23 protein-coding genes are annotated in these 20,755 nt (G+C 66.5%); 10 read left to right on the top strand and 13 right to left on the bottom strand.

Annotated elements, in window-relative coordinates; translation table 11 throughout:
* Positions 1 to 116 precede the first annotated feature (116 nt).
* Both BTO20_RS08655 and BTO20_RS41070 read left to right on the top strand, forming a co-directional pair.
* Complete coding sequence (locus BTO20_RS08655; protein ID WP_087075034.1) at positions 117 to 650, top strand: DoxX family protein; 534 nt, start codon at positions 117 to 119, stop codon at positions 648 to 650.
* Positions 651 to 766: 116 nt separating this feature from the next.
* Positions 767 to 898 carry a hypothetical protein gene (locus tag BTO20_RS41070; protein ID WP_087081818.1) on the top strand — a complete coding sequence of 44 codons (132 nt, stop codon included), beginning with the start codon at positions 767 to 769 and terminating at the stop codon, positions 896 to 898.
* A gap of 93 nt (positions 899 to 991) precedes the next feature.
* On the opposite strand, the gene BTO20_RS08645 is transcribed toward BTO20_RS41070, so the two are convergent.
* The 3 genes from BTO20_RS08645 to BTO20_RS08635 are packed head-to-tail and all read right to left on the bottom strand — an operon-like array spanning position 992 to position 3,912.
* Positions 992 to 2,005 carry an NAD(P)H-dependent flavin oxidoreductase gene (locus tag BTO20_RS08645; RefSeq protein WP_087075032.1) on the bottom strand — a complete coding sequence of 338 codons (1,014 nt, stop codon included), beginning with the start codon at positions 2,003 to 2,005 and terminating at the stop codon, positions 992 to 994.
* Between the two features lie 16 nt (positions 2,006 to 2,021).
* Positions 2,022 to 2,774, bottom strand: coding sequence for a 3-hydroxyacyl-CoA dehydrogenase (locus BTO20_RS08640; RefSeq protein WP_087075030.1), 753 nt, complete (start codon positions 2,772 to 2,774; stop codon positions 2,022 to 2,024).
* A 52-nt stretch (positions 2,775 to 2,826) separates the two neighbouring features.
* On the bottom strand, positions 2,827 to 3,912 hold the full coding sequence (locus tag BTO20_RS08635) for a CaiB/BaiF CoA transferase family protein (RefSeq protein WP_087081816.1): 1,086 nt from the start codon (positions 3,910 to 3,912) through the stop codon (positions 2,827 to 2,829).
* Between the two features lie 119 nt (positions 3,913 to 4,031).
* Between BTO20_RS08635 and BTO20_RS08630 the strand changes: the two genes are divergently transcribed.
* Both BTO20_RS08630 and tet(V) read left to right on the top strand, forming a co-directional pair.
* Positions 4,032 to 4,859, top strand: coding sequence for an enoyl-CoA hydratase (locus tag BTO20_RS08630; RefSeq protein ID WP_087075028.1), 828 nt, complete (start codon positions 4,032 to 4,034; stop codon positions 4,857 to 4,859).
* A 55-nt stretch (positions 4,860 to 4,914) separates the two neighbouring features.
* A complete protein-coding gene (tet(V), locus tag BTO20_RS08625) occupies positions 4,915 to 6,186 on the top strand; it encodes a tetracycline efflux MFS transporter Tet(V) (RefSeq protein WP_087075026.1) in 1,272 nt (423 codons plus the stop codon).
* Here tet(V) and BTO20_RS08620 read toward each other — a convergent pair.
* Positions 6,183 to 6,770 carry a TetR/AcrR family transcriptional regulator gene (locus tag BTO20_RS08620; protein ID WP_087075024.1) on the bottom strand — a complete coding sequence of 196 codons (588 nt, stop codon included), beginning with the start codon at positions 6,768 to 6,770 and terminating at the stop codon, positions 6,183 to 6,185. The genes tet(V) and BTO20_RS08620 overlap by 4 nt on opposite strands.
* 78 nt (positions 6,771 to 6,848) lie before the next feature.
* Here BTO20_RS08620 and BTO20_RS08615 point away from each other — a divergent pair, with 78 nt between their 5' ends.
* The gene (locus BTO20_RS08615; RefSeq protein ID WP_087075022.1) at positions 6,849 to 7,886 is read left to right on the top strand and encodes an aldo/keto reductase; all 1,038 of its coding nucleotides are present in this window, start codon (positions 6,849 to 6,851) and stop codon (positions 7,884 to 7,886) included.
* Here the strand turns inward: BTO20_RS08615 and BTO20_RS08610 are convergent.
* Together BTO20_RS08610 and BTO20_RS08605 are read right to left on the bottom strand one after the other, a co-directional pair.
* A complete protein-coding gene (locus BTO20_RS08610) occupies positions 7,858 to 8,379 on the bottom strand; it encodes a gamma carbonic anhydrase family protein (protein ID WP_087081814.1) in 522 nt (173 codons plus the stop codon). The genes BTO20_RS08615 and BTO20_RS08610 overlap by 29 nt on opposite strands.
* A 43-nt stretch (positions 8,380 to 8,422) precedes the next feature.
* Positions 8,423 to 9,382 (bottom strand): GlxA family transcriptional regulator, encoded by a 960-nt coding sequence (locus tag BTO20_RS08605; protein WP_087081812.1) that lies wholly within the window; start codon positions 9,380 to 9,382, stop codon positions 8,423 to 8,425.
* 38 nt (positions 9,383 to 9,420) lie between these two features.
* Between BTO20_RS08605 and BTO20_RS08600 the strand changes: the two genes are divergently transcribed.
* Complete coding sequence (locus tag BTO20_RS08600; protein ID WP_087075020.1) at positions 9,421 to 10,740, top strand: MFS transporter; 1,320 nt, start codon at positions 9,421 to 9,423, stop codon at positions 10,738 to 10,740.
* Positions 10,741 to 10,881: 141 nt separating this feature from the next.
* Positions 10,882 to 11,616, top strand: coding sequence for a fasciclin domain-containing protein (locus tag BTO20_RS08595; protein WP_087075018.1), 735 nt, complete (start codon positions 10,882 to 10,884; stop codon positions 11,614 to 11,616).
* A gap of 120 nt (positions 11,617 to 11,736) precedes the next feature.
* Here the strand turns inward: BTO20_RS08595 and BTO20_RS08590 are convergent, their stop codons facing one another.
* From BTO20_RS08590 to BTO20_RS08580, 3 genes are read right to left on the bottom strand one after another with little or no spacing between them, the layout of a single operon-like run.
* Positions 11,737 to 12,879 (bottom strand): acyl-CoA dehydrogenase family protein, encoded by a 1,143-nt coding sequence (locus BTO20_RS08590; protein WP_087075016.1) that lies wholly within the window; start codon positions 12,877 to 12,879, stop codon positions 11,737 to 11,739.
* A gap of 3 nt (positions 12,880 to 12,882) precedes the next feature.
* Entirely contained in the window at positions 12,883 to 13,680 is a 798-nt protein-coding gene (locus BTO20_RS08585) for a crotonase/enoyl-CoA hydratase family protein (protein ID WP_087075014.1), read from the bottom strand.
* A complete protein-coding gene (locus BTO20_RS08580) occupies positions 13,677 to 14,825 on the bottom strand; it encodes a thiolase family protein (protein WP_087075012.1) in 1,149 nt (382 codons plus the stop codon). Before BTO20_RS08580 ends, BTO20_RS08585 begins: the two co-directional genes overlap by 4 nt.
* A gap of 239 nt (positions 14,826 to 15,064) precedes the next feature.
* Here BTO20_RS08580 and BTO20_RS08575 point away from each other — a divergent pair, with 239 nt between their 5' ends.
* Positions 15,065 to 15,856, top strand: coding sequence for a FadR/GntR family transcriptional regulator (locus BTO20_RS08575; RefSeq protein WP_087075010.1), 792 nt, complete (start codon positions 15,065 to 15,067; stop codon positions 15,854 to 15,856).
* Between the two features lie 8 nt (positions 15,857 to 15,864).
* Here BTO20_RS08575 and BTO20_RS40340 read toward each other — a convergent pair whose 3' ends face one another.
* The 4 genes from BTO20_RS40340 to BTO20_RS08555 form a co-directional block, all read right to left on the bottom strand.
* Positions 15,865 to 16,068 carry a hypothetical protein gene (locus BTO20_RS40340; RefSeq protein WP_232491093.1) on the bottom strand — a complete coding sequence of 68 codons (204 nt, stop codon included), beginning with the start codon at positions 16,066 to 16,068 and terminating at the stop codon, positions 15,865 to 15,867.
* 163 nt (positions 16,069 to 16,231) lie between these two features.
* Positions 16,232 to 17,962 (bottom strand): DUF3556 domain-containing protein, encoded by a 1,731-nt coding sequence (locus BTO20_RS08565; protein ID WP_087075008.1) that lies wholly within the window; start codon positions 17,960 to 17,962, stop codon positions 16,232 to 16,234.
* 106 nt (positions 17,963 to 18,068) lie between these two features.
* On the bottom strand, positions 18,069 to 18,590 hold the full coding sequence (locus BTO20_RS08560) for a DoxX family protein (protein ID WP_087075006.1): 522 nt from the start codon (positions 18,588 to 18,590) through the stop codon (positions 18,069 to 18,071).
* A gap of 22 nt (positions 18,591 to 18,612) precedes the next feature.
* Positions 18,613 to 19,362 carry an SDR family NAD(P)-dependent oxidoreductase gene (locus BTO20_RS08555; RefSeq protein WP_087075004.1) on the bottom strand — a complete coding sequence of 250 codons (750 nt, stop codon included), beginning with the start codon at positions 19,360 to 19,362 and terminating at the stop codon, positions 18,613 to 18,615.
* Positions 19,363 to 19,386: 24 nt separating this feature from the next.
* On the opposite strand from BTO20_RS08555, the gene BTO20_RS08550 reads away from it, so the two are divergent.
* Together BTO20_RS08550 and BTO20_RS08545 are read left to right on the top strand one after the other, a co-directional pair.
* Complete coding sequence (locus BTO20_RS08550) at positions 19,387 to 19,986, top strand: TetR/AcrR family transcriptional regulator (RefSeq protein ID WP_087075001.1); 600 nt, start codon at positions 19,387 to 19,389, stop codon at positions 19,984 to 19,986.
* Positions 19,987 to 20,096: 110 nt separating this feature from the next.
* Positions 20,097 to 20,753 (top strand): maleylpyruvate isomerase N-terminal domain-containing protein, encoded by a 657-nt coding sequence (locus BTO20_RS08545; protein WP_087074999.1) that lies wholly within the window; start codon positions 20,097 to 20,099, stop codon positions 20,751 to 20,753.
* The last annotated feature ends 2 nt before the right edge of the window (positions 20,754 to 20,755 follow it).

The raw sequence follows: 20,755 nt of genomic DNA, 5'->3' as shown, positions 1-20,755 counted from the left end.
CCGATAACTTAGGGACGTCAACGCCGACCTCGCTGATTCATACGGCGTACGCCTGCGAAACGTTCACACTTGATCCGCACGAGATGAATTAGCGGCCGACGACAGGTCTAGTAGTCATGACGACCACCACAGCTCTCCGCACGGAGACCACAACGACGGACATCGGTCTGCTGATCCTGCGCGTCGCCACCGGCGCCACGATGCTGCAGGCGGGCCTCATCAAAGCCTTCGACTTCGGCACTGTCACCGGGTTCATGCAGAGCGAGGGCTGGCGACTGCCGCCCCTGGCCGCCTTCATGGTGACCGCGGCCGAGACCCTGGGCGGCATCGGCTTGCTACTCGGAGTGCTGACGCCGCTTGCGGCCTTGGCGGTGATCTCGGCGATGGTCGACGCCTGGGCCGTGAACGTGTCGGGCGGCGCCTTCTGGTCGCAGCCGTTCAATGTTCCGTTCATGGTGGCCTTCGCCGCGGCGGCCCTGCTGTTCACCGGTGCCGGGACGCTGTCGATCGATCACCGGGTCTTCGGTCGGGCCCGCGGCACGCGTTCGGTCGCGGTCGCCATGTTGGTGGCGGGCGTCGCGGTCGCCGTCGTGACCTGGATCGCCCTGAACGGCACCAACCCCATCCATTTCACTCACAGCGGGAGCTGAAGAACCTGCCCCAGGGACGCCGAACCCGCCGGAAACCTACCGCGAAGTAAGTATTGCCACCATTTTCCGAATCGTGACTCAAAGATTCCTTAATGGTGACACCTACTGTTCAGTACATGTGGATCGACGACACCAATGCAGATGTCATCAAAGTCGACTTCGACGCTCTCTACCACGGCGATGTCCTCGTCGAGGGTGATACGTCGGAGCAGTTTGACGACTTCCAGCCGCTCCGTACAGCGGTATGAGAAAGCGCGCGCCTCGCGGCGCGCGCTTCACATGTTGAGTTTGCCCGGCAAGGGCGTTTCTCAGCACCCCCTGCCGTGATGGCCAGTCCCCGCCTACGCGGGGACTGTTTCTTTCTCAAGGTCAGTCTCATCGGCGCCGATCATCTCCAGCAGGCGCCCCGTGATGAGGCCTTCGGCCTCGGTCACCATCCGCGATACCAACTCACCTACCGTTGGGATGTCGTTGATCAGCCCCATCGAGGTACCGACCGACCAGATGCCGGCATCCAGGTCCCCCAGCTCATAGACCTTGTTGCCCCGCACCCCGGCCACCAGATCCTTGACATCGGGGAACTGCCCACCCTTGTTGAGGATGTCCACCACCTCCCGCGACACCGCATTACTGGCCACCCGCGCGGTGTTACGCAGCGGACGGAAGATCAACTCGGTGTCCAACTCGGAGCCGGCCACGATGGCTTCCTTGACGTTCTGATGAATCGACGACTCCGCGGTACACATGAACCGCGACCCCATGTTGATCCCGTCAGCACCCAACGCCAACGCCGCCACCAAACCCCGCGCATCGGCGAAACCACCCGAAGCGATCATCGGGATCTCGATCTTGGCCGACGCGGCCGGGATCAACACCAAGCCCGGAATGTCGTCCTCACCCGGATGGCCCGCGCACTCGAACCCGTCGATGCTGATGCCGTCCACACCCAAGCTCTGCGCCTTCACCGCGTGACGCACCGACGTGCACTTGTGCAGCACCTTGATCCCGTGGTCGTGGAACATCGGCAGATGCGGCGCCGGATTGGAGCCCGCGGTCTCCACGATCTTGATGCCCGCATCGACGATCACCTGGCGGTACTCGTCATAGGGCGGCGGATTGATCGTCGGCAGGATCGTCAGGTTCACCCCGAACGGCTTGTCGGTCAGCTCCCGCGTCTTGGCGATCTCATTGGCCAGATCCGCCGGCGTCGGCTGGGTCAACGCCGTCAGAAAACCCAACGCACCCGCATTGGCCACGGCCGCAACGAGTTCGGCGCGGCCGACCCACTGCATACCACCCTGCACGATGGGATGTTCGACCCCGAACGTCTCGGTGAACTTCGTCTTCAATGCCATGTGTTCGCCTTCCTCGTTACCGCGGCGCCATGCGGATGGCGCCGTCGAGGCGGATCACCTCGCCGTTGAGCATGGGGTTTTCGATGATGTGCACGGCCAGCGCACCGTACTCGTCGGGATCGCCCAACCGAGCGGGATGGGGCACCTGCGCACCCAGCGACTTCTGCGCCTCCTCCGGCAGCGAGCCCAACAACGGCGTCTTGAACAACCCCGGCGCGATCGTGCACACCCGAATCAACTCCCGCGACAGATCCCGCGCGATCGGCAACGTCATCCCGACCACCCCACCCTTGGACGCCGAATACGCCGCCTGCCCGATCTGACCGTCGAACGCCGCCACCGAGGCGGTATTGACGATCACCCCGCGCTCCTCCCCGAGCGGCTCGGTCTTGGCGATGCGCTCGGCCGACAGGCGGATCACGTTGAACGTGCCGATCAGATTGACCTCGACCACCTTGCGGAACCCATCGAGCGGAAACGCCCCGTTCTTACTCAACGTCTTGATCGCATTGCCGATCCCCGCACAGTTGACATTGATCCGCACCGGACCCAACGACTCGGCCACATCCAACGCCTCCGACACGCCCGTCTCGTCGGTGACGTCGGTGCCGACGAACCTCGCCCGCTCACCCAGCTCGGCGATCACCTCCCCACCCTTGAGGTCGATCACCACCACCGACGCCCCCGCATCCAACAACCGCTTCGTCGTCGCCAACCCCAAACCCGAAGCACCGCCGGTGACAACGGCTACCGAATCCCTGATCTCCATGTACCGCTTTCCTCTCCGGCCGGCCCGGTGCCGACCAACTAGTCGGTTGGGACTATACCCAGTCGCGCAAGACCGCTTCGGTGTCAGCGCCGCGCGCTCCCGGCGGCGTCGGCCGGACCGGAGTACTGCGGGAAAACCGCGGAGCCGGCATCGGCTGCAGGTTGCCGCGGTCGTCATAGAAGGTGTCGCGCTCGGCGATGTGCGGTTCGGTGAGCACCTCGGCGAACGAGAGCACCGGCGTCACGCACGCATCCGTACCGTTGAACACCGACACCCAGTGGTCGCGGTCATGTGCCCCAATGGCTTTGGTCAAGATGTCGCGCAGTTCGGGCCAGCGGGCGACGTCGTTCTGCCCGGGCAGATCGGCGGCATCGAGGCCGAGGCCCTTGAGCAGTTCGGCATAGAACTGCGGTTCGATCGCACCGACGGCGACGTAGCGTCCGTCCGAGGTCTCGTAGGTGTCGTAGTACGGCGCACCGGTGTCGAGCATGTTGACGCCGCGCTCGTCGCTCCACAACCCCTGGGCCCGGAAGCTCCACATCATCTGCATCAGCACGCTGGAGCCGTCGACCATCGCGGCGTCGATCACCTGGCCCTTACCGGAGGTCTGTCGCTCGAACAGCGCCGACAGTATGCCGACCAGCAGGAACATCGAGCCCCCACCGAAGTCGCCGGCCAGGTTCAGCGGCGGCACCGGCCTCTCCCCGTGCCGACCGACCGCGTGCAGCAAGCCGTTGAGCGAGATGTAGTTGATGTCGTGCCCGGCCTGCAGCGCGCGCGGACCCTGTTGGCCCCAGCCGGTCATCCGCGCATAGATGAGGCGCTCGTTGACCTTCGCGCAGTCATCGGGCCCCAGACCCAGACGCTCGGTAACCCCGGGACGGAAGCCTTCGATGAGCACGTCAGCCTTCGAGATGAGCGTCAGCGCCAGTTCCCGGCCCTCGTCACTCTTCATGTCCGCTTCGACCGACCTGCGGTTGCGCAGCATGGCGTCGGCGCTCGGCGTGCCGGAGCCCTTGCTCGGTCGGTCGATGCGCACCACGTCGGCACCCAAGTCGCCGAGAATCATCGCCGCGTGCGGGCCCGGGCCGATGCCGGCCAGCTCCACAACGCGCAAACCCTGCAATGGTCCTGCCATGCTCATCCGCCCTTCGTGTTCGGCCTTGGTTGACCGCCGACATAGCTTACTTGTATAACCTTCTCAACCGGCCGTAGCCTATAGCGGGCCCCCTCGCCTGCCAGACCGAAGGTGCAGATATGACATCCGCCGACACCAGCGCAGCCCCATCCACCAGGGAATACCGCAACATCGACAACCTGTCGGTGAGCCTGGCCGACGGTGTGCTGTCGGTGACGCTCAACCGGCCCGAGAGCCTCAACTCGCTGACCCAGCCGATGCTGGTCGCCATTGCCGACGCGTTGGATCTCGCCGCAGGTGACCCGGCGGTGCGCGTGGTGCGACTGGGTGGAGCGGGCCGCGGATTCAGCTCCGGCGCGGGGATCAGTGAGGCAGACCAGAACGCCGAATCCCATGACGCAGAAGGCGTTCTAGACGCGGCCAACCGCGCCGTCGGCTCGATCGTGGCGCTACCCAAGCCCGTCGTCGTGGTGGTGCAGGGCCCTGCCGCCGGAGTCGGCGTCTCGCTGGCCCTGGCCGGTGATGTCGTGCTGGCTTCCGATGCGGCGTTCTTCCTGCTGGCCTTCACCAAGATCGGGCTGATGCCCGACGGCGGCGCGTCGGCACTGGTCGCCGCGTCGATCGGCAGGGCTCGCGCGATGCGGATGGCGCTGCTGGCCGAGCGGCTCACCGCCGCCGACGCCTACGCCGCCGGCCTGATCGGCGGCGTCTACCCGGCTGCCGAACTGGACACCGAGGTGGACAAGGTCATCGCCAAACTGCGCTCGGGTCCGGCGGTGGCCCTGCGCAAGACCAAGCACGCCATCAACGCGGCCACCTTGACCGAGCTCGAGAGCGCCTTCGCCCTCGAGCGGGAAGGCCAGCTGCAGTTGTTGGCGTCCAACGACTTCCGTGAGGGCACCCGCGCGTTCCAGCAGAACCGGCGTGCGGAGTTCACCGACTCCTGACTCCCCGGGCGAAAATCGTTGGACGGGGACGGTATCCGTCCGCGACCATCGAGGGATGAGTACGCAGCTCGACACCGGCCGACCGGTCCGATGGCGCGTGCTCGCCCCGTTCCGGGTGCGGGAGTACCGGCTGCTGATCGGCGCCGTGAGCCTGTCAATCTTCGCCGAAGGTATGTGGTCGGTGGTGATGGCGCTACAGGTCATCGCTCTGGACAACGATCCGGCGTCACTGTCGCTGGTCGCCACCTGCCTCGGTGGTGGACTGGTGCTGTTCGTCCTCGTCGGCGGCATCGCCGCGGACCGCATCAACCAGCGCACCATCATCATCGCCGTCGAGTCGGTGAACCTACTCACGGTAACCGCCGTCGCTGTCCTCGGACTCCTTGGCGCTCTTCGGATCTGGCACATGGCGGTGGCCGCGGGCGTGCTCGGCATCGCCGCGGCTTTCTTCTTCCCGGCCTACAGCGCCCTGCTGCCACGCATCCTGCCTGCCGAACAACTGTTGGCCGCCAACGGGGTTGAGGGTGTCGTGCGGCCGGTGTTCCAGCGCTCGGTGGGCCCCGCGGTGGCAGGCATGGTGGTGGGTGCGACACTCCCGTCGGTTGGCGCGGTCGGCGTGGCCTGCCTGTTCGGCCTGGGCCTGGTGCTGCTGATGGCCACTCGTGGTGCCGCTGATTCGCCTGCGCCGCAAGAGAATCAGCGGTCGCATGTGCTCCACGATCTGGCCGACGGATTCCGGTTCATGGTGCGCACGCCGTGGCTGTTGTGGACACTGTTGTTCGCCAGCATCTTTGTGCTGGTGGTGGTCGGCCCCATCGAGGTGTTGCTGCCCTTCATCGCCAAGGACCGGTTCGCCGACGGTGCCCGCATATACGGCTTCATCCTGGCGTTCTTCGGATTCGGCAGTGCGCTGGGCGCATTGACGGTGTCGTCTCGACGGATGCCGCGTCGCTACCTGACCTCGTTGATGATGATGTGGGGACTCGGCGCCATCCCGCTCGTGATCGTCGGCATGACAACGTCATTCCCGTTGATGGCGGCCGCGACGTTCGTCATCGGCGTCACCGACGGAGCCGCGGTCGTGATCTGGGGAACGCTGCTGCAGCGTCGCGTGCCGACGGAGATGCTGGGCCGGGTGTCGAGCCTGGACTTCTTCGTGTCGCTGGCCTTCATGCCGCTGTCGTTCGCGATCGTCGGGCCGTTGTCGAAGGTGGTCGGAATGCACACCATCTTCCTGGTGTCGGGTGTGGTGCCGGCGGTGCTGGCCGCCGTGGCACTCGTCGCGGCGCGCATGCCCCGCGACGAGCTGGCGCATCCGCTGCGCTAGGTGAACACCTCCGCCACGGCAGCCGCAATGGCGGCGTCGACCGCGCGATGGGCGTCGGCGACCGTGAGGGCCCTTGTACTGGTGAGGAATTGATAGTACAGCGGGGCGGACACCTGCCGGATGACCGCGGCGGCATCGGTCCCGGCAGGCACCTCTCCGCGCTCCACCGCGTCGGTCACACACCCGGCCCACTCGTCGATCCGCCGGTCGTAGAAGACCTGCAGTGCCGCGGCGGTGCGTTGGTCACACGTCGCAGCGGCGATGACCGCCTTGAACAAGTTACCTTGGCGGGGGTCGTTGAGCGTGCGCCGTACCAGCTTGGCGTTGGCCCACAGATCATTACGCAGGGAGCCGGTATCGGCACGGGGCAGCGACTGATCTGCCATGTCGACCAGCAGGTCGGCCACCAGCGCCGGCGCCGTACCCCACCTGCGGTAGACCGTCGACTTGCCGACACCGGCCCGCTCCGCCACGGCCGTCAGTTCCAGACCTTCCAGCCCGGCCTCGATGAGTAGGTCGGCCGTCGCGCTCAGCACCGCGTCGCGTACGGCCGCAGTGCGCCCGCCGGGGCGTTCGGCTGCCATTGGGCTCACTTTAACAGGAATATTGTCCCGTTAGTACCGCGTTCCTTATCGGGAAGTCAATCTCGTTAAGGGGTAGGAATGGAATATCGCAGAGTTGGTGACTCTGACCTCGTGGTCTCCGAGTTGAGCTTCGGAGCAGCGACTTTCGGCGGGTCGGGAGCGTTCTTCGGCGCCTGGGGCCACAGCGGGGTAAAACAGGCGCGGGAGATGGTCGACCTCAGCCTGAATGCCGGTATCAACCTGTTCGACACCGCGGACGTGTACTCCGACGGCGCGTCGGAAGAGGTTCTCGGCGCGGCACTGCGTGGCCGCCGCGACCGCGTCCTGATCTCCACGAAGGCCGCGCTGCCGACCGGTCCCGACGACTGGGGCACGTCACGGGCACGGCTGTTACGTGCCGTCGATTCCGCGCTGACGCGCCTGCAGACCGACCGCATCGATCTGTTCCAATTGCACGCGTACGACGCGTTCACCCCGATCGACGAGGTACTGGAGGCGCTCGACACCCTCGTCAAGGCTGGCAAAGTGCGTTACACCGGAGTGTCGAACTTCTCCGGCTGGCAACTGATGAAGTCCCTGAGCCTCGCCGAGAAAAGGGATCGCCCAAGGTATGTCGCTCACCAGGTGTACTACTCGTTGATCGGGCGCGATTACGAATGGGAGCTCATGCCGTTGGCGACGGCCGAGGGCATCGGCGCGCTCGTGTGGAGCCCTCTGGGCTGGGGCCGGCTCACCGGGAAACTCCGTCGCGGCCGGCCGCTGCCGGAACACAGCCGGCTGCACGCCACCGCGGACGCCGGGCCGCCCGTCGACCACGACCTTCTCTACGGCGTCATCGACGAACTCGACGTGATCGCCGCAGAAACCGGCAGAACCGTCCCGCAGGTCGCGCTCAACTGGCTGCTTCGCAGGCCTACGGTGTCCTCGGTCATCATCGGCGCCCGTAACGAGCCGCAGCTACGCGACAACCTCGGCGCGGTCGGGTGGACGCTGGATGCCGATCAGATCGCGCGACTGGACGCCGCAAGTACCAGGGACGCGCCTTACCCCTACTTCCCGTACTACCGCCAGGACGGGTTCGCGAAACTCAATCCACCTCGCGGTGCAGCCCGGTGAGATGTGTGTAGGCCTGGGCGTTGAGCTGGTTGTGGCCCACCTCGTCGTCGCTGAGCTCGCGGCGCACCTTGGCCGGAACCCCTGCCACGAGCGATCGCGGTGGTACCACCATGCCCTGTGGTACCACCGCGCCCGCGGCGACCAGGGAACCTGCGCCGATCACGGCGCCGTTGAGCACAACGGCCCCCATGCCGATCAGACTGTCGTCCTCGACAGTGCACCCGTGCAGCACCACGTTGTGACCGACCGTCACCCCGGCCGCGATGCGACAGGGGAATCCGGGATCGACGTGCACGGTCACGCCGTCCTGGATATTGCTGCCGGCACCCACCTCGATGGGTTCGAACTCGGCGCGCAGCGTGGCGCCGTACCAGACGCTGGCACCGGCCGCGAGCGAAACCTGGCCGATCACATTGGCATTGGGCGCGATCCAGGCGTCGGGATCCACGGATGGGGTATGACCGGCGACGGACACGATGAGCGGCTCAGGCATGTCGGCCATGGTAATCAGGCGGTCACGCGATGTGCGCCCAGCCTCAAGTTCCCTGGAATACCTTGCGATAGCTCGACGGTGACATGCCGAGCCCGCGGCGCAGGTGATGACGTAGGTTGCCGGCACTGCCGAGCCCGGCGCGCCGGGCCACCTCATCGACCGAAAGGTCCTGGGATTCCAGCAGTTCCCTGGCGCGGTCCACGCGCCTGCTGCGGATCCACGCTCCGGGAGCCTGGCCGGTTTCGGCGAGGAACCGGCGGCTGAACGTGCGTGCGCTCATGTGGGCGTGCCGGGCCAGCCGCTGCACGGTGAGCTCCTCGTCGAGGTGCGCCAGTGCCCATTGACGGGTGGCGGCGGTGGACGCCAGCGGCACGTCCGGCTCGGCGACCGGAGCGATGAACTGCGCCTGGCCACCCTCGCGCCAGGGCGGCACCACGCAGTAGCGCGCCACGCCGTTGGCCACCGCAGCGCCGTGATCGCTGCGAATGATGTGCAGGCACAGGTCGATTCCGGCGGCCAGACCCGCCGAGGTGAGCACATCCCCGTCGTCGACGAACAGCACGTCCTCGTCGAGCCGGACCGCGGGATGCAGCCGCCGCATGTCCGCGGCGAAACGCCAATGCGTGGTGGCAGGTCGCCCGTCGAGCAGCCCGGCGGCGGCGAGCACGAACGCCCCGGTGCAGATCGATACCAGACGCGTTCCCGGGCGGATGCGGGCCAGCGCCTCGGACACCTCGGCATCCAGCACCCCATCGATGCGCGCCGGGGCATAGCGCGTTCCCGGGATCACCACGGTGTCGGCAGTATCCAATGCCTCCGGCCCGGCCGCGGGCACGATCGCGAAGCCGTTGGTGGCGGGCACCGGTGCGGTGTCGAGGCCACACGTCACAACGTCGTAGAGCGGATTGCCGTCGGCGTCGACGGCGTTGGAGAACAGTGTCGGCGCGATGGCCGCGTCAAAGCCGACCACCTCGGCCAGCAGCAGTACGCCCACGCGGTGCATACCCGATTCTGGCATGTTTTTGATGGATGATGGCATTTATGCCACTGGCCGGTCGGCCGCCCGTCGGACACAGTGATCGGGTGAAAACCCGCATCCACTGGGCCTGGGTGGTGGCGGCGGTCAGCTTCGTCGCGATCCTCGGTGCCGCCGGCTTCCGCTCGATCCCCGGCGTCATGATGAACCCGCTGCACCACGAATTCGGCTGGTCGCACGGCACTGTCGGCCTGGCGATGTCGGTCAACATGACGTTGTACGGCCTCACCGCGCCGTTCGCCGCGGCGCTGATGGACCGCTTCGGTGTCCGGCCGGTGCTGACAGTGTCCCTGCTGCTGATCGCGACCGGTTCGGCGGTGAGCACCCTGATGACCGCGAGCTGGCAACTGGTGCTGCTGTGGGGCGTCCTGGTGGGTATCGGCACCGGCTCGATCTCGATGGGCTTCGTCGCCACGGTCGCCACCCGCTGGTTCGACGCGCGTCGCGGCCTCGTCACCGGCGTGCTCACGGCTGCCAGCGCGACGGGTCAGTTGATCTTCCTGCCGATCGTCGCGGCCGTCACCACGTCCCATGGCTGGCGCTGGGCCTCGCTCATCGTCGCGGCTGCCGCGCTGGCGGTCGTGCCGCTGGTGGCACTGTTCATGCGCAATTACCCCAGCGATAGAGGCCTCGCCCCCTACGGCGCCGACGCCGTCGCACCGCCCACGCCCCTGGCCACCGGCAGCTTCACCGCGGCCTTCGACGGACTGCGCATCGGCTCGCGGGTGCCCGCGTTCTGGCTGTTGGCGGGTAGCTTCGCGATCTGCGGCATGACCACCAACGGTCTGATCGGCACGCACTTCATTCCCGCCGCCAACGACCACGGCATGCCGACCACGGTGGCCGCCGGCTTGCTGGCCACCATCGGCGTCCTCGATGTGGCAGGCACGGTGTTCTCCGGCTGGCTCACCGACCGTGTCGATCCCCGCCTGCTGCTCCTGGTGTACTACGCGGGCCGGGGCGTCTCACTGCTGCTGTTGCCATCGCTGCTCTCGCCACACGCCGAACCGAGCACCTGGGTCTTCGTCTTGTTCTACGGCCTGGACTGGGTGGCCACCGTGCCGCCGACGATCGTGCTGTGCCGCGAGTACTTCGGCGATCGCTCCCCCGTCGTGTTCGGATGGGTGTTCGCGTCGCATCAGCTGGGCGCGGCCGTGGCCGCAGCGGGCGCGGGCTGGCTACGTGATCTGAACGGCAGCTACGACGTCGCGTTCTACCTGGCTGCGAGCCTGTGCTTCGTCGCGGCGGCGTTCTCGGCGGGCATCAGAAAGGTGCAGGTCGGTACAGTCGAGCGGGCGGCAGTAGACACTTCTGCTTTGCCGTAACCGCACAGTTACCTTTACCATCCGATGCGGCGCCGCGGGGAACGCCGAGGCCGTCGTATCTTCGCGTGCCCCCATGGGACACGCGCGCCACCGGCTGCCGACGAACCACAGGCCTGGCATGAGCGGGAGGAAAACCCACCTATGAAGACTCGCACCAAGACTCTTGGCGCAGCCGCGGCGGTCGCCGCCATCGCGGCGTCGCTGCCGTTGTCGATCACCGCAAACGCCGATCCGGCGGCACCGACGACGACAGAGACGATCACCGTCGAGATCCCGGACCCACAGGGCCCCGGCTGCGACAACTTCAAGAAGGAAATGCCGGACTGGAAGGCGCTGTCCAAGCAGCCCGTCAGCAAGGTCCTGGCGAGCATCCCCGAGATCAGCACGTTCAACTCCGCGGTCGCCGGTGGGATGAACCCGGCGGTCAACATCACCGCGGTTCTCGACAACGGCCCGTACGTGGTGTTCGCCCCGACCAACGACGCATTCGCAGCGATGGAGCCGGGCAAGCTCGACGCGCTGAAGGGCGACGTCGCGGCGCTCACCAGCCTGGACTACTACCACGCGTTCCTCGGTCTGCTGGGCCCGGACGACGTCAAGGGCCAGCGGCCCACCCAGCAGGGCGCTGAGATCAAGGTGACCGGTAAGGGCGGCGACATCAAGGTCAACGACACCGCCAAGATCGTCTGCGGTGGCATCGAGGCCCAGAACGCCCGGATCTACATCATCGACGCCGTGCTGGACCCCAACTCGCCGCCGGAGCCGTTCACCCCGACCGGTGTCAGCACCACGTCCACGACCCCGACGACCCTGTCGAGCGAGGCTCCCAAGCCGTCGCCGACCGCGACCCCGGCGGCCGACGCACCGATCGGCTGATTTCCTTCTCTGCGCGGGTTTCTTTCTCTGCGCGAACAGACACAAATGTCCCCGACACGCCGATGTGTCGGGGACATTTATGTCTGTTCGCCGTGATTACACGCCACGCCGGCGGGCCGGCTACACCCCGAGGTCGCGGCCGATGATCTCCTTCATGATCTCGGTGGTGCCACCGAAGATCGTCTGGATCCGCCCGTCGACATAGGCGCGCGCGACGCGGTACTCCATCATGTAGCCGTAGCCGCCGTGCAGCTGCACGCAGTTGTCGATGACCTTCTTGGCGGTCTCGGTCGCCCACCACTTGGCCTTCGCCGCCTCGACGGCCGTCAGCTCGCCGTCGACGACGGCCTGCAGGCAGCGGTCGATGTAGCTCTCGGTGACCTCCAGCTCGGTGTCCATCTCCGCGAGCAGGAACCGGTTGTGCTGGAAGCTGCCGATCGGCTGGCCGAATGCCTTGCGGTCCTTGGCGTATTGCAGGGTCTCCTGCCACACCGCGCGGGCGCCGTAGATCGCGGAGATGGCGATCGAGAGCCGCTCCGACGGCAGGTTGGTCATCAGGTGGTAGAACCCGCGCCCTTCCTTGCCGAGCAGGTTGGCGTTCGGCACCCGCACGTTCTCGAAGTGCAGCTCGGAAGTGTCCTGGCTGTGCAGGCCCATCTTGTCGAGCTTGCGGCCGCGGGTGAAGCCCTCCATGCCGCGCTCCACCACGAACAGCGTGAAGCCCTTGTGCCCGGCCTCGGGATCGGTCCGGGCGACCACGACGACGAGGTCGCTGTTGATGCCCGATGAGATGAAAGTCTTGGAGCCGTTGATGATCCAGTCGTCACCGTCGCGCACCGCGGAGGTCCGGATACCGGCGAGGTCGCTGCCTGCGCCGGGCTCGGTCATCGCGATGGCGATGATCAGCTCGCCGCTGGCGATGCCGGGCATCCAGCGCTGCTTCTGTTCGTCGTTGGCCAGCTCCTTGAAGTACGGGCCGACGACGTCGTTGTGCAGGCTCAGCGCGGGGCCGTGTACGCCGGCACGGGCGATCTCCTCGTCGATGATCGCGTTGAACCGGAAGTCGCCCGAACCGCCGCCGCCGTACTCCTCGGGCATGTTGAAGCCGATGACGCCGTATTTGCCCGCGGCCGTGTATGCCGAGCGGTCGACGATGCGCTCGCTCTCCCACTTCTCGCTATTGGGGACGAGCTCGCGCTCGATGTATTCCTTGACGGTCTCGCGGAACGCTTCGTGTTCTGGGGTGTAGATCTGTCGCTTCATGGCTTACCTTGCCTTCCAAACAGGTTGGCGCTTCTGAGCGAAGGCCAGCGGCCCCTCTTTGGCGTCTTCGGTCTGCAGCAGCGTGCTGAATTCGCGGTTGGTGCGCTTCCAGCCGTCCTTGTCTGCGGTGATGACGCCGTCGTCGACGCCGTAGGCCACCCGCTTGCTGGCCTGCACGGCCAGCGGCGCGTTGCCCGTGATCCGTTCGGCCAGTTTGAGTGCGGCGTCGACGACGGTGCCGTCGGGGACCACCTGGTTGATCAGGCCCCACCGCAGCGCGTCGGCCGAAGACATCGGCTCACCGGTGAACAGCAGCTCGTTCGCCACCTTGCGGGGCAGCTGCTCGGCGATGCGGAACACGCCACCGGCGCCCGCGATGAGTCCCCGCTTCACTTCGGGCAGGCCGAATTTCGCGCTTTCCTCGGCCACGATCAGGTCACTGGCCAGGGCCAGTTCGGTGCCGCCGCCCAGCGCAGTGCCGTTGACCGCGGCGATTGTCGGCTTGTCGATGAAATGGCTGACGTATCCGGCGAATCCGTATTCGGGATGGTCGGGATGGAAGAGGTTTTCCCCGCGCGAGATCGCCTTCAGATCGGCGCCCGCACAGAACGACTTGTCGCCCGATCCCGTGATCACCACGGCCCGGATCTCCGGATCGTTCTGGGCCTGCTCCAGCGCGTCGCCGACGGCGATGCTCACCGAGGAGTTGACCGCGTTGCGCGCCTCGGGCCGGTTGATGGTGATGAGCAGGACGTTGCCGCGCTTTTCAACAATCGCGCCGAGCGTGCCTTCCTCGGTCACAGCAGCTCCAGGATGGTCGCGTTGGCCTGGCCGCCACCCTCGCACATGGTCTGCAGGCCGTACTGAATGTTGTTGTCCCGCATGTGGTGCACGAGTGTGGTGAGGATGCGGGCGCCGGATCCGCCGAGCGGGTGGCCGAGCGCGATGGCGCCGCCGTTGGGGTTCAGGCGGTTCTCGTCGGCGCCGATCTCTTTGAGCCATGCCAGCGGCACCGGCGCGAAGGCCTCGTTGACCTCGAACGCACCGATCTGATCGACACTGAGGCCGGATTTCTTGAGCGCCTTTTCGGTGGCCGGGATCGGCGCGGTCAGCATGATGACCGGGTCGGCGCCGGCGAGCACCGCGGTGTGCACCTTGGCAATCGGCTTGAGCCCCAGCTCTTTCGCCTTCTCGACCGACATGACCAGCAGCGCGGCCGACCCGTCGGAGATCTGGCTCGAGTTGCCTGCGTGGATCACGCCGTCTTCCTTGAATGCGGGCTTGATGGCAGCCATGGACTCGACCGTGCCGCCGCGACGGATGCCGCCGTCCTCCAAGACGATGCCACCGTCCTGGTCTTTGATCGCCACGATCTGATCCTTGAACGCGCCTGAATCCTGTGCCGCGGCAGCTTTTTCATGCGATCTCAGCGAAAACTCGTCGAGCTGGGTACGCGAAAGGCCCCACTGCTCGGCGATCATCTCGGCACCGATGCCCTGGTTGGGCGTCTTGTGGTCGTAGCGCGCCTGGAACGCCTCGGGATAGGGATGTCCGCCGTTGGCCAGCGAGGAACCCATCGGGGTGCGCGACATGGACTCGACGCCGCCGGCGACGACGACGTCGTAGTGCCCGGCGATCACGCCGGCAACGGCGAAGTGCAGCGACTGCTGACTGGAGCCACACTGGCGATCCACGGTGACGCCGGGGACCGTCTCGGGCCACCCGGCGGTCAGCACCGCGGTACGCGCGATGTCGAGGGCCTGCTCACCGGCCTGCATGACACAGCCCCAGATGACGTCATCGACAAGGGCCGGATCGACGCCGGCACGCTCCACCAGCGCCTTGAGCACCTGCGCGGAGAGTTCCGCGGGGTGCACACCCGACAGCGCGCCGTTGCGCTTGCCGACCGGGGAGCGCACCGCCTCCACGATGACAGCTTCAGCCATGGACTTCTCCTTCGAAGTTGGGTTGGCGTTGACAAAGCCTCTGTATTACAAGTGAACGTAGAACAGAAGGTTTACTAGGTCAACCTACTAGTTGGTAGACGGCCATAGCCTGCGGTTTCGGGTACGGTGATTGCTCCGTTTGCCGCGGCTACCGCGTCCCACATGGTTTACTGAGTTGTACACCTAGCCGCAGCGGCCGGGTCGTTCAGTGTTATTGGGAGAGTTAGCAGGAGACCGTTGTGGCTGGAAGTACACCGCTGGCGCCGATGATCGGGCCGGACTCGATGACGCCGCACACCCCGGTCCGCTCCCCGAAGACCGCCGAGCTCGTGGCAGGCACCCTGCGCCGCATGGTCGTCGACGGCCAGCTCAAGGAAGGCGACTTCCTGCCCAACGAAGCCGAGCTCATGGAGCACTTCGGGGTCAGCAGGCCCACGTTGCGCGAGGCGGTGCGCGTGCTGGAATCCGAACGGCTGGTCGAAGTGCGGCGCGGCTCCCGCACGGGTGCCCGGGTCCGGGTGCCCGGTCCCGAGATCGTCGCGCGCCCGGCCGGCCTGCTGCTCGAGCTCTCCGGTGCCGACATCGCCGATCTGCTGGTCGGGCGTGCGGCGATCGAGCCGATGGCCGCACGCCTGCTGGCCGAGAAGGGCGACGAAGAGGCTTTCGCCGAACTGGAACAGATGCTCGACGAGCACATCCCGAAGGACTACCAGTCAGACCGACTGGCCGAGACCACCGGAGATTTTCACCGCCGGGTCGTGGAGCTGTCGGGCAACGCCACCTTGGGGATCATCGCCGGCATGCTGCACGAGATCACCGTGCGACACCACGCCTTCCTGTTCAAGGAGCGCCGGCCGGTCGCCAAGAACGACTACGACAAGCTGATGCGCTCCTATCGCAAGCTGATTCAGCTCATCCGCTCCGGTGACGGCGACGCCGCCGAGGCGCACTGGCGCAAGCATCTGGACACCGCGCGCGTCCTCATGCTCAAGGACATCGAGAGCGTCAAAGTCCGCGACGTCATGCGCTGAGCACCGGCTCAGTCCGGCCAGACCGCCAGCCGCGCAGCGGTATCCCGCCACCCGTCGGCGGTCTTCCATCGCATCGGCAGCAGCCGGTAACGCCAGCTCCCTGGTGGGCCGCTGGCGCCGACATGGTCGACGCTGATCGAGATCATATCGGCCGCAATCAGTTTCGCATGGGTCTCCAAGTAGATCCCGGCCTCGTCGTCGAGTTCGGACATCAACTCACCGAACAGCAGTCGCGGTCCCGGCGGCCGATGCACCAGGACGCACTGAGAACGCTGCGCACAGTGACCCGCTCGCACGGTCGCGTGACATCCCGTGTCCACGGCGCCCAGATCGCTCATGAGCCGGCCGGTCTCGTCTCGCCAGACCGCAACGGGCTCAGGCGAAGTCATCTCGATGGACGTGCACCGGCACGTCATCGGCCCATGGCTGACGGGTCACCATGTCGGCGACGTTGACGTATCCGCTCTCGAATTCGCCCGTCGCGGCGTCGACCAGTCGGTACTGCTGCGTCTGCCGGTGGATGGGTTGCGCGTCGAGCATGACGATGCGAACCTCGCCCGGCTCGAAGCCGCATCGCTTGTGCAATGCGGCAACCAACTGCTCGTTGCTCATGTGCCCGTCGCCGAAGTTCCAGCCGATGGCGGTGCTGACGATGCGCTCACCGTCAGTGAGGGTGTAGTCGTCCTCGTTCTGCCCGGCCATCGCTCGGTGGGCCAGGGTGAACAGCGCCCGGCCGTGAGTGTTGAACGCGCGGAAGGCATATCCCATGTACAGCGGGATCTGCGCGGCCTCCTTGCTGCCATAGAACCGCTCCAGTTGCGCGGCGGGCATGCTGGCGATCGCGACGACGCCCTTGCCGATCTTCTCGTCGGCCGATCCCTTGATGCACCACAGCGACGTATCCCAGTTGCCCGCGTAGTACCGCATGCCCGGCAGGAAGGACACCTTGCGCGGGAACAGGTTTCCCAGCGCCACCGTGCCCGCGACGACGGCGAACAGCACGATCGGCCAGGGCGTCGCGAGGTCACCGAGCCCGACGCCCGCGTGGCCGACGAACAGGGCCAGCACCGAGAACATCATGAAGACGTTCCATTCCAGTGGCACCCCCATCGGGATCGAGGACAGGATGCCGAAGTGGAAGCACAGCATGACGAAGGCCGCGACGTACGTGGGCCAGCCGCCACCGGAGAAGAACAGCACCAACGGCACCAGGCCCTCGATCGCCGTGCTGAAATGCGCGAGGGACCGCGACAGCAGCCCCGGCCGTAGATCGTCCGGGAAGTGCTCGAAGAACCTGCGCTTGATCCAGCGAGGACGGACCACCGGGTTGTTGCTCATCATCGTCGAGATGACGAACGGGAAGTGCTTGTTGAGCTTGGACGTGGCTGCGCCGAGCCAGATCACCAGGCAGACCAGTTTGGCGGCGATGACGATGTCGGCGCCGGTGAACAGGAAGCACACGGCCAGCGAGCCGTACACCTCGCCGCGGGCGGCCAGGAAGATGACCTTGTCCCGCAGGCCGACCGCGGCGAGCAGCCCGACGATCGTCGCGGTCTGCCAGACCGGCAGCACGCCGATCTCAGTGCCGAGCGCCGGGATGGGGCCGGTGCCCTGCGAGAACAGCGCCACCAGCAGCCCCACCAGGAGCGCGGCGTAGAGCAGCACATCCAGTGGTGTGCGGCTGTCGCCCGCAGTGAGCGGGATCCGGCTGGGCCACGGTGGCAGCCGAATGGTCTTGGGGCGCAACCAGTACAACGCCGAGCCCATCGGCGGGAAGAACCGGTTGTTCAGCGGCCCGAAGCCGCAGCCGAACCCCACGACCTCGAACAGCATCGTGAAGAACACGACCTTCTGGTACACGATCGGTTCGGCATACCAGTGCGCGACATTGATGAAGCCGTCGATGCCGACCGTGCTGAGCGCGATCAGCCAGGCCACCAGGATGTAGGCGGCGATCTTCGCGACGTAGAACAGGTGCAGTGCGACCGGGGTGCCGAAGCCGACCTCGGCCCAGTGCCGGGCCATCGGCACGATCTTCTCCGCCCGCGTGCCCTTGCTCCACTGCTCGAAGTCGATCTGTGGGGTGTCCTGTTTGAGAAATCCCATGCCGGCAAGATTAGAACGTGTTCTAGTCGAAATTGTCCCCGAACGCCGAAACTACGGTTTTTGGCGCGAAAACGCCGGAAATGCAGCAGAAACCGTAGTGTCGGCGCTAGGCGCTGCCCGCCTTGACGGGCGGACGGAAGAAGATCACCAATTGGCCGACGCCACCGGCCAACCCGAGCACCACGGCGATCGCCAGTCCGCACCATCCGTGCAGCAGGTGATAGAACCCGGACGTGTGGAACAGGGCGTAGTCCAGGCTGTAGCGACCGGCCCCGGTACCGGCGATCGCGACCGCGGTCACCGCGAGGATCAGGTTGTACTCCCAGCCCTCCTTGACGATGAAGAACCCGTTGTGCCGGTGCACGGTCCAGGCCGCCACCAGCATGAGCGCGACGAACCCGGCCGCGGGCACCGGCGTCAGCAGACCGAGCGCCAGGCCCAGGCCGGCGGCCAGCTCGGTACTGGCCGCCACCCGGGCATGGAAGGTCCCCGGCTTCATGCCGATGCTCTCGAACCATCGCGCGGTTCCGGCGATCCGGCCCCCGCCGAAGAACTTGTTGTAGCCGTGGGCGGCCATGGTCAGCCCGAGAACCACCCGCAGAATCAGGATCGCAACGTCAGCAGCCATGTAACAGAATCTAGGTCATCTGTTAAACAGCCGCCCAGCCACCATCCACACTGAGTACCGCGCCGTGGATGTTGGCGGCGTCATCGCCCGCCAGGAAGACGACCGCGGCAGCGACCTCCTCGGGCGTGCTCATGCGCCGCGACGGGATCCGGGCCAGTACCGGTGCGACATGGTCGGCCGCCTCGGCGGCGCGCTCGGTCGCGATCGGTCCGGGCGCGACGGCGTTGACCCGCACGCCGGCCGGGCCGTACTCGGCGGCCCACGACTTGGTCAGCGAATGCACGGCCGCCTTGGTCGAGTTGTACAGCGCGGACTTGTCACCGCCGATCAGGCCCGTGATGGAACCGATGTTGACGACCGCGCCTCGGCCGCGCGCGACCATGGCAGGCGCCAGCGCGCCGGTGAGCAGGAACGGGCCGACGACGTTGGCGCGGTAGGACTCCAGCAGGGTGGCCTCGGTGATGTTGGCGGTGGGCTCCGGGGAGGACCACACGCCGGCATTGTTGACGAGGATGTCGACGTCGCCTGCGGCCGTGGCGAGGCGACGGATCTCGTCCTCCCCCGCACCGAGATCGGCGGCGACGAAGTCCGCGCCCCCGCCGGCGGACCGGATGTCGGCAACGACGGCGTCGCCGCGCACCTTGTTTCGCCCCGTGACGATGACCCGGGCGCCCTCGGCGGCCAGCGCTTTGGCGATGGCGACGCCGAGTCCCCCGGTGGACCCTGTGACCAGTGCTGTCCGACCTTGCAAACGCGTACTCTCTGGACTCATGAGTTCAGGTGTACTGCGATGAAAATGGACCTGCAAGTCCAGAAATTCACCGCCAAAGGGCAGGCGACCCAGCGGCGCATCATCGAGGGTGCCGCAGCCGAGATCCGCAGCCGCGGCGTGGCCGAGACCACGCTCGACGACATCCGCGCCCGCACGCAGACATCCAAAAGCCAACTGTTCCACTACTTCCCGGGCGGCAAGGAGCAGCTGCTGCTCGCCGTCGCGGCACACGAAGCCGATCAGGTGCTCGCCGACCAGCAACCGCATCTCGGCGCACTGACGTCGTGGGCGGCGTGGCAGCGCTGGCGCGACGCCGTCGTCGATCGCTACCGCCGGCAGGGCCAGAGCTGCCCGATGAGCATGCTGATGTCGGAGACCGGGCGCACCACCCCGGGCGCCCAAGCCGTCACCGCGACGCTCGTGCGGCGCTGGCACGACGACATCGCGGCAGGGATCACGGCGATGCAGACCCAGGGCAAGATCTCGGCACGCATCGACGCCGACCGCGCATCGGCGGCACTGCTGGCCGGGATCCAGGGTGGCGTCGGCATCCTACTGGCCACCGGCGACATCTCGTATCTCGAGACGGCGCTCGATCTCGGGATCGAGAATCTGCGCCGCTGAGCAGCACATAGCGACAATCATTAAACAAACTTGTTGACTATTCGCATCGCGCGTGATGTCCTGGAAGAACATTCAACAGAGTTGTTTAACGATCGAAGGGATGGCTCGGCATGACGACCGCTGACCCCGTCTACGTCTGGACCCTCTACCGCGATACCCGGCAGCGCATCATCGACCTGATGACCAAGGACGCGTGGGAGGCCAGCGTGCCGGCCTGTCCGCTGTGGTCGGTACGCGATGTCGTCGCGCACATGACCGCGGTCGCTGAAGACTGGGCCGCCGGCACGCTGACCGTACCGCCGTCCGACGCCGAAACCGCCGCGCAGATAGCACGTTTCGAGGGACATGACACCACCGCGGTGCTGACCGCCTGGGACGCTGCGGCGACCCAGTTGCAACGCCTCGCCGAGCGGGGAACCGCTCCCCCGCTCGGCGACATCGTCGTGCACGAGCACGACATCCGGGGCGCCCTCGGCGCGCCTGGTGCCCGCACGGATGCCGCAGTGGCACAGGCCTCCGATCAACTGCTGAACATTCTGAACACTCCCGTCCCGATGCGGGTGACCGTCGAGGACGGCGACTACCGGACCGGTCCGCAGGACGGCAGCGAGATAGGCTTGCGCACCACGCGATTCGAGGTCTTGCGGTGGCGCACCGGGCGACGCAGCCGCGCTCAACTCGCAGCCATGGACTGGTCAGCCGATCCGACGCCCGTGCTCGAGCACCTGTATATGTTCGGGCCCGCCGACACTGACCTCGCCGAGTAGGA

This window comes from Mycobacterium dioxanotrophicus (assembly GCF_002157835.1).
Classification (GTDB): Bacteria; Actinomycetota; Actinomycetes; order Mycobacteriales; family Mycobacteriaceae; genus Mycobacterium; species Mycobacterium dioxanotrophicus.
This window is presented reverse-complemented; position numbering and strand designations above follow the sequence as displayed.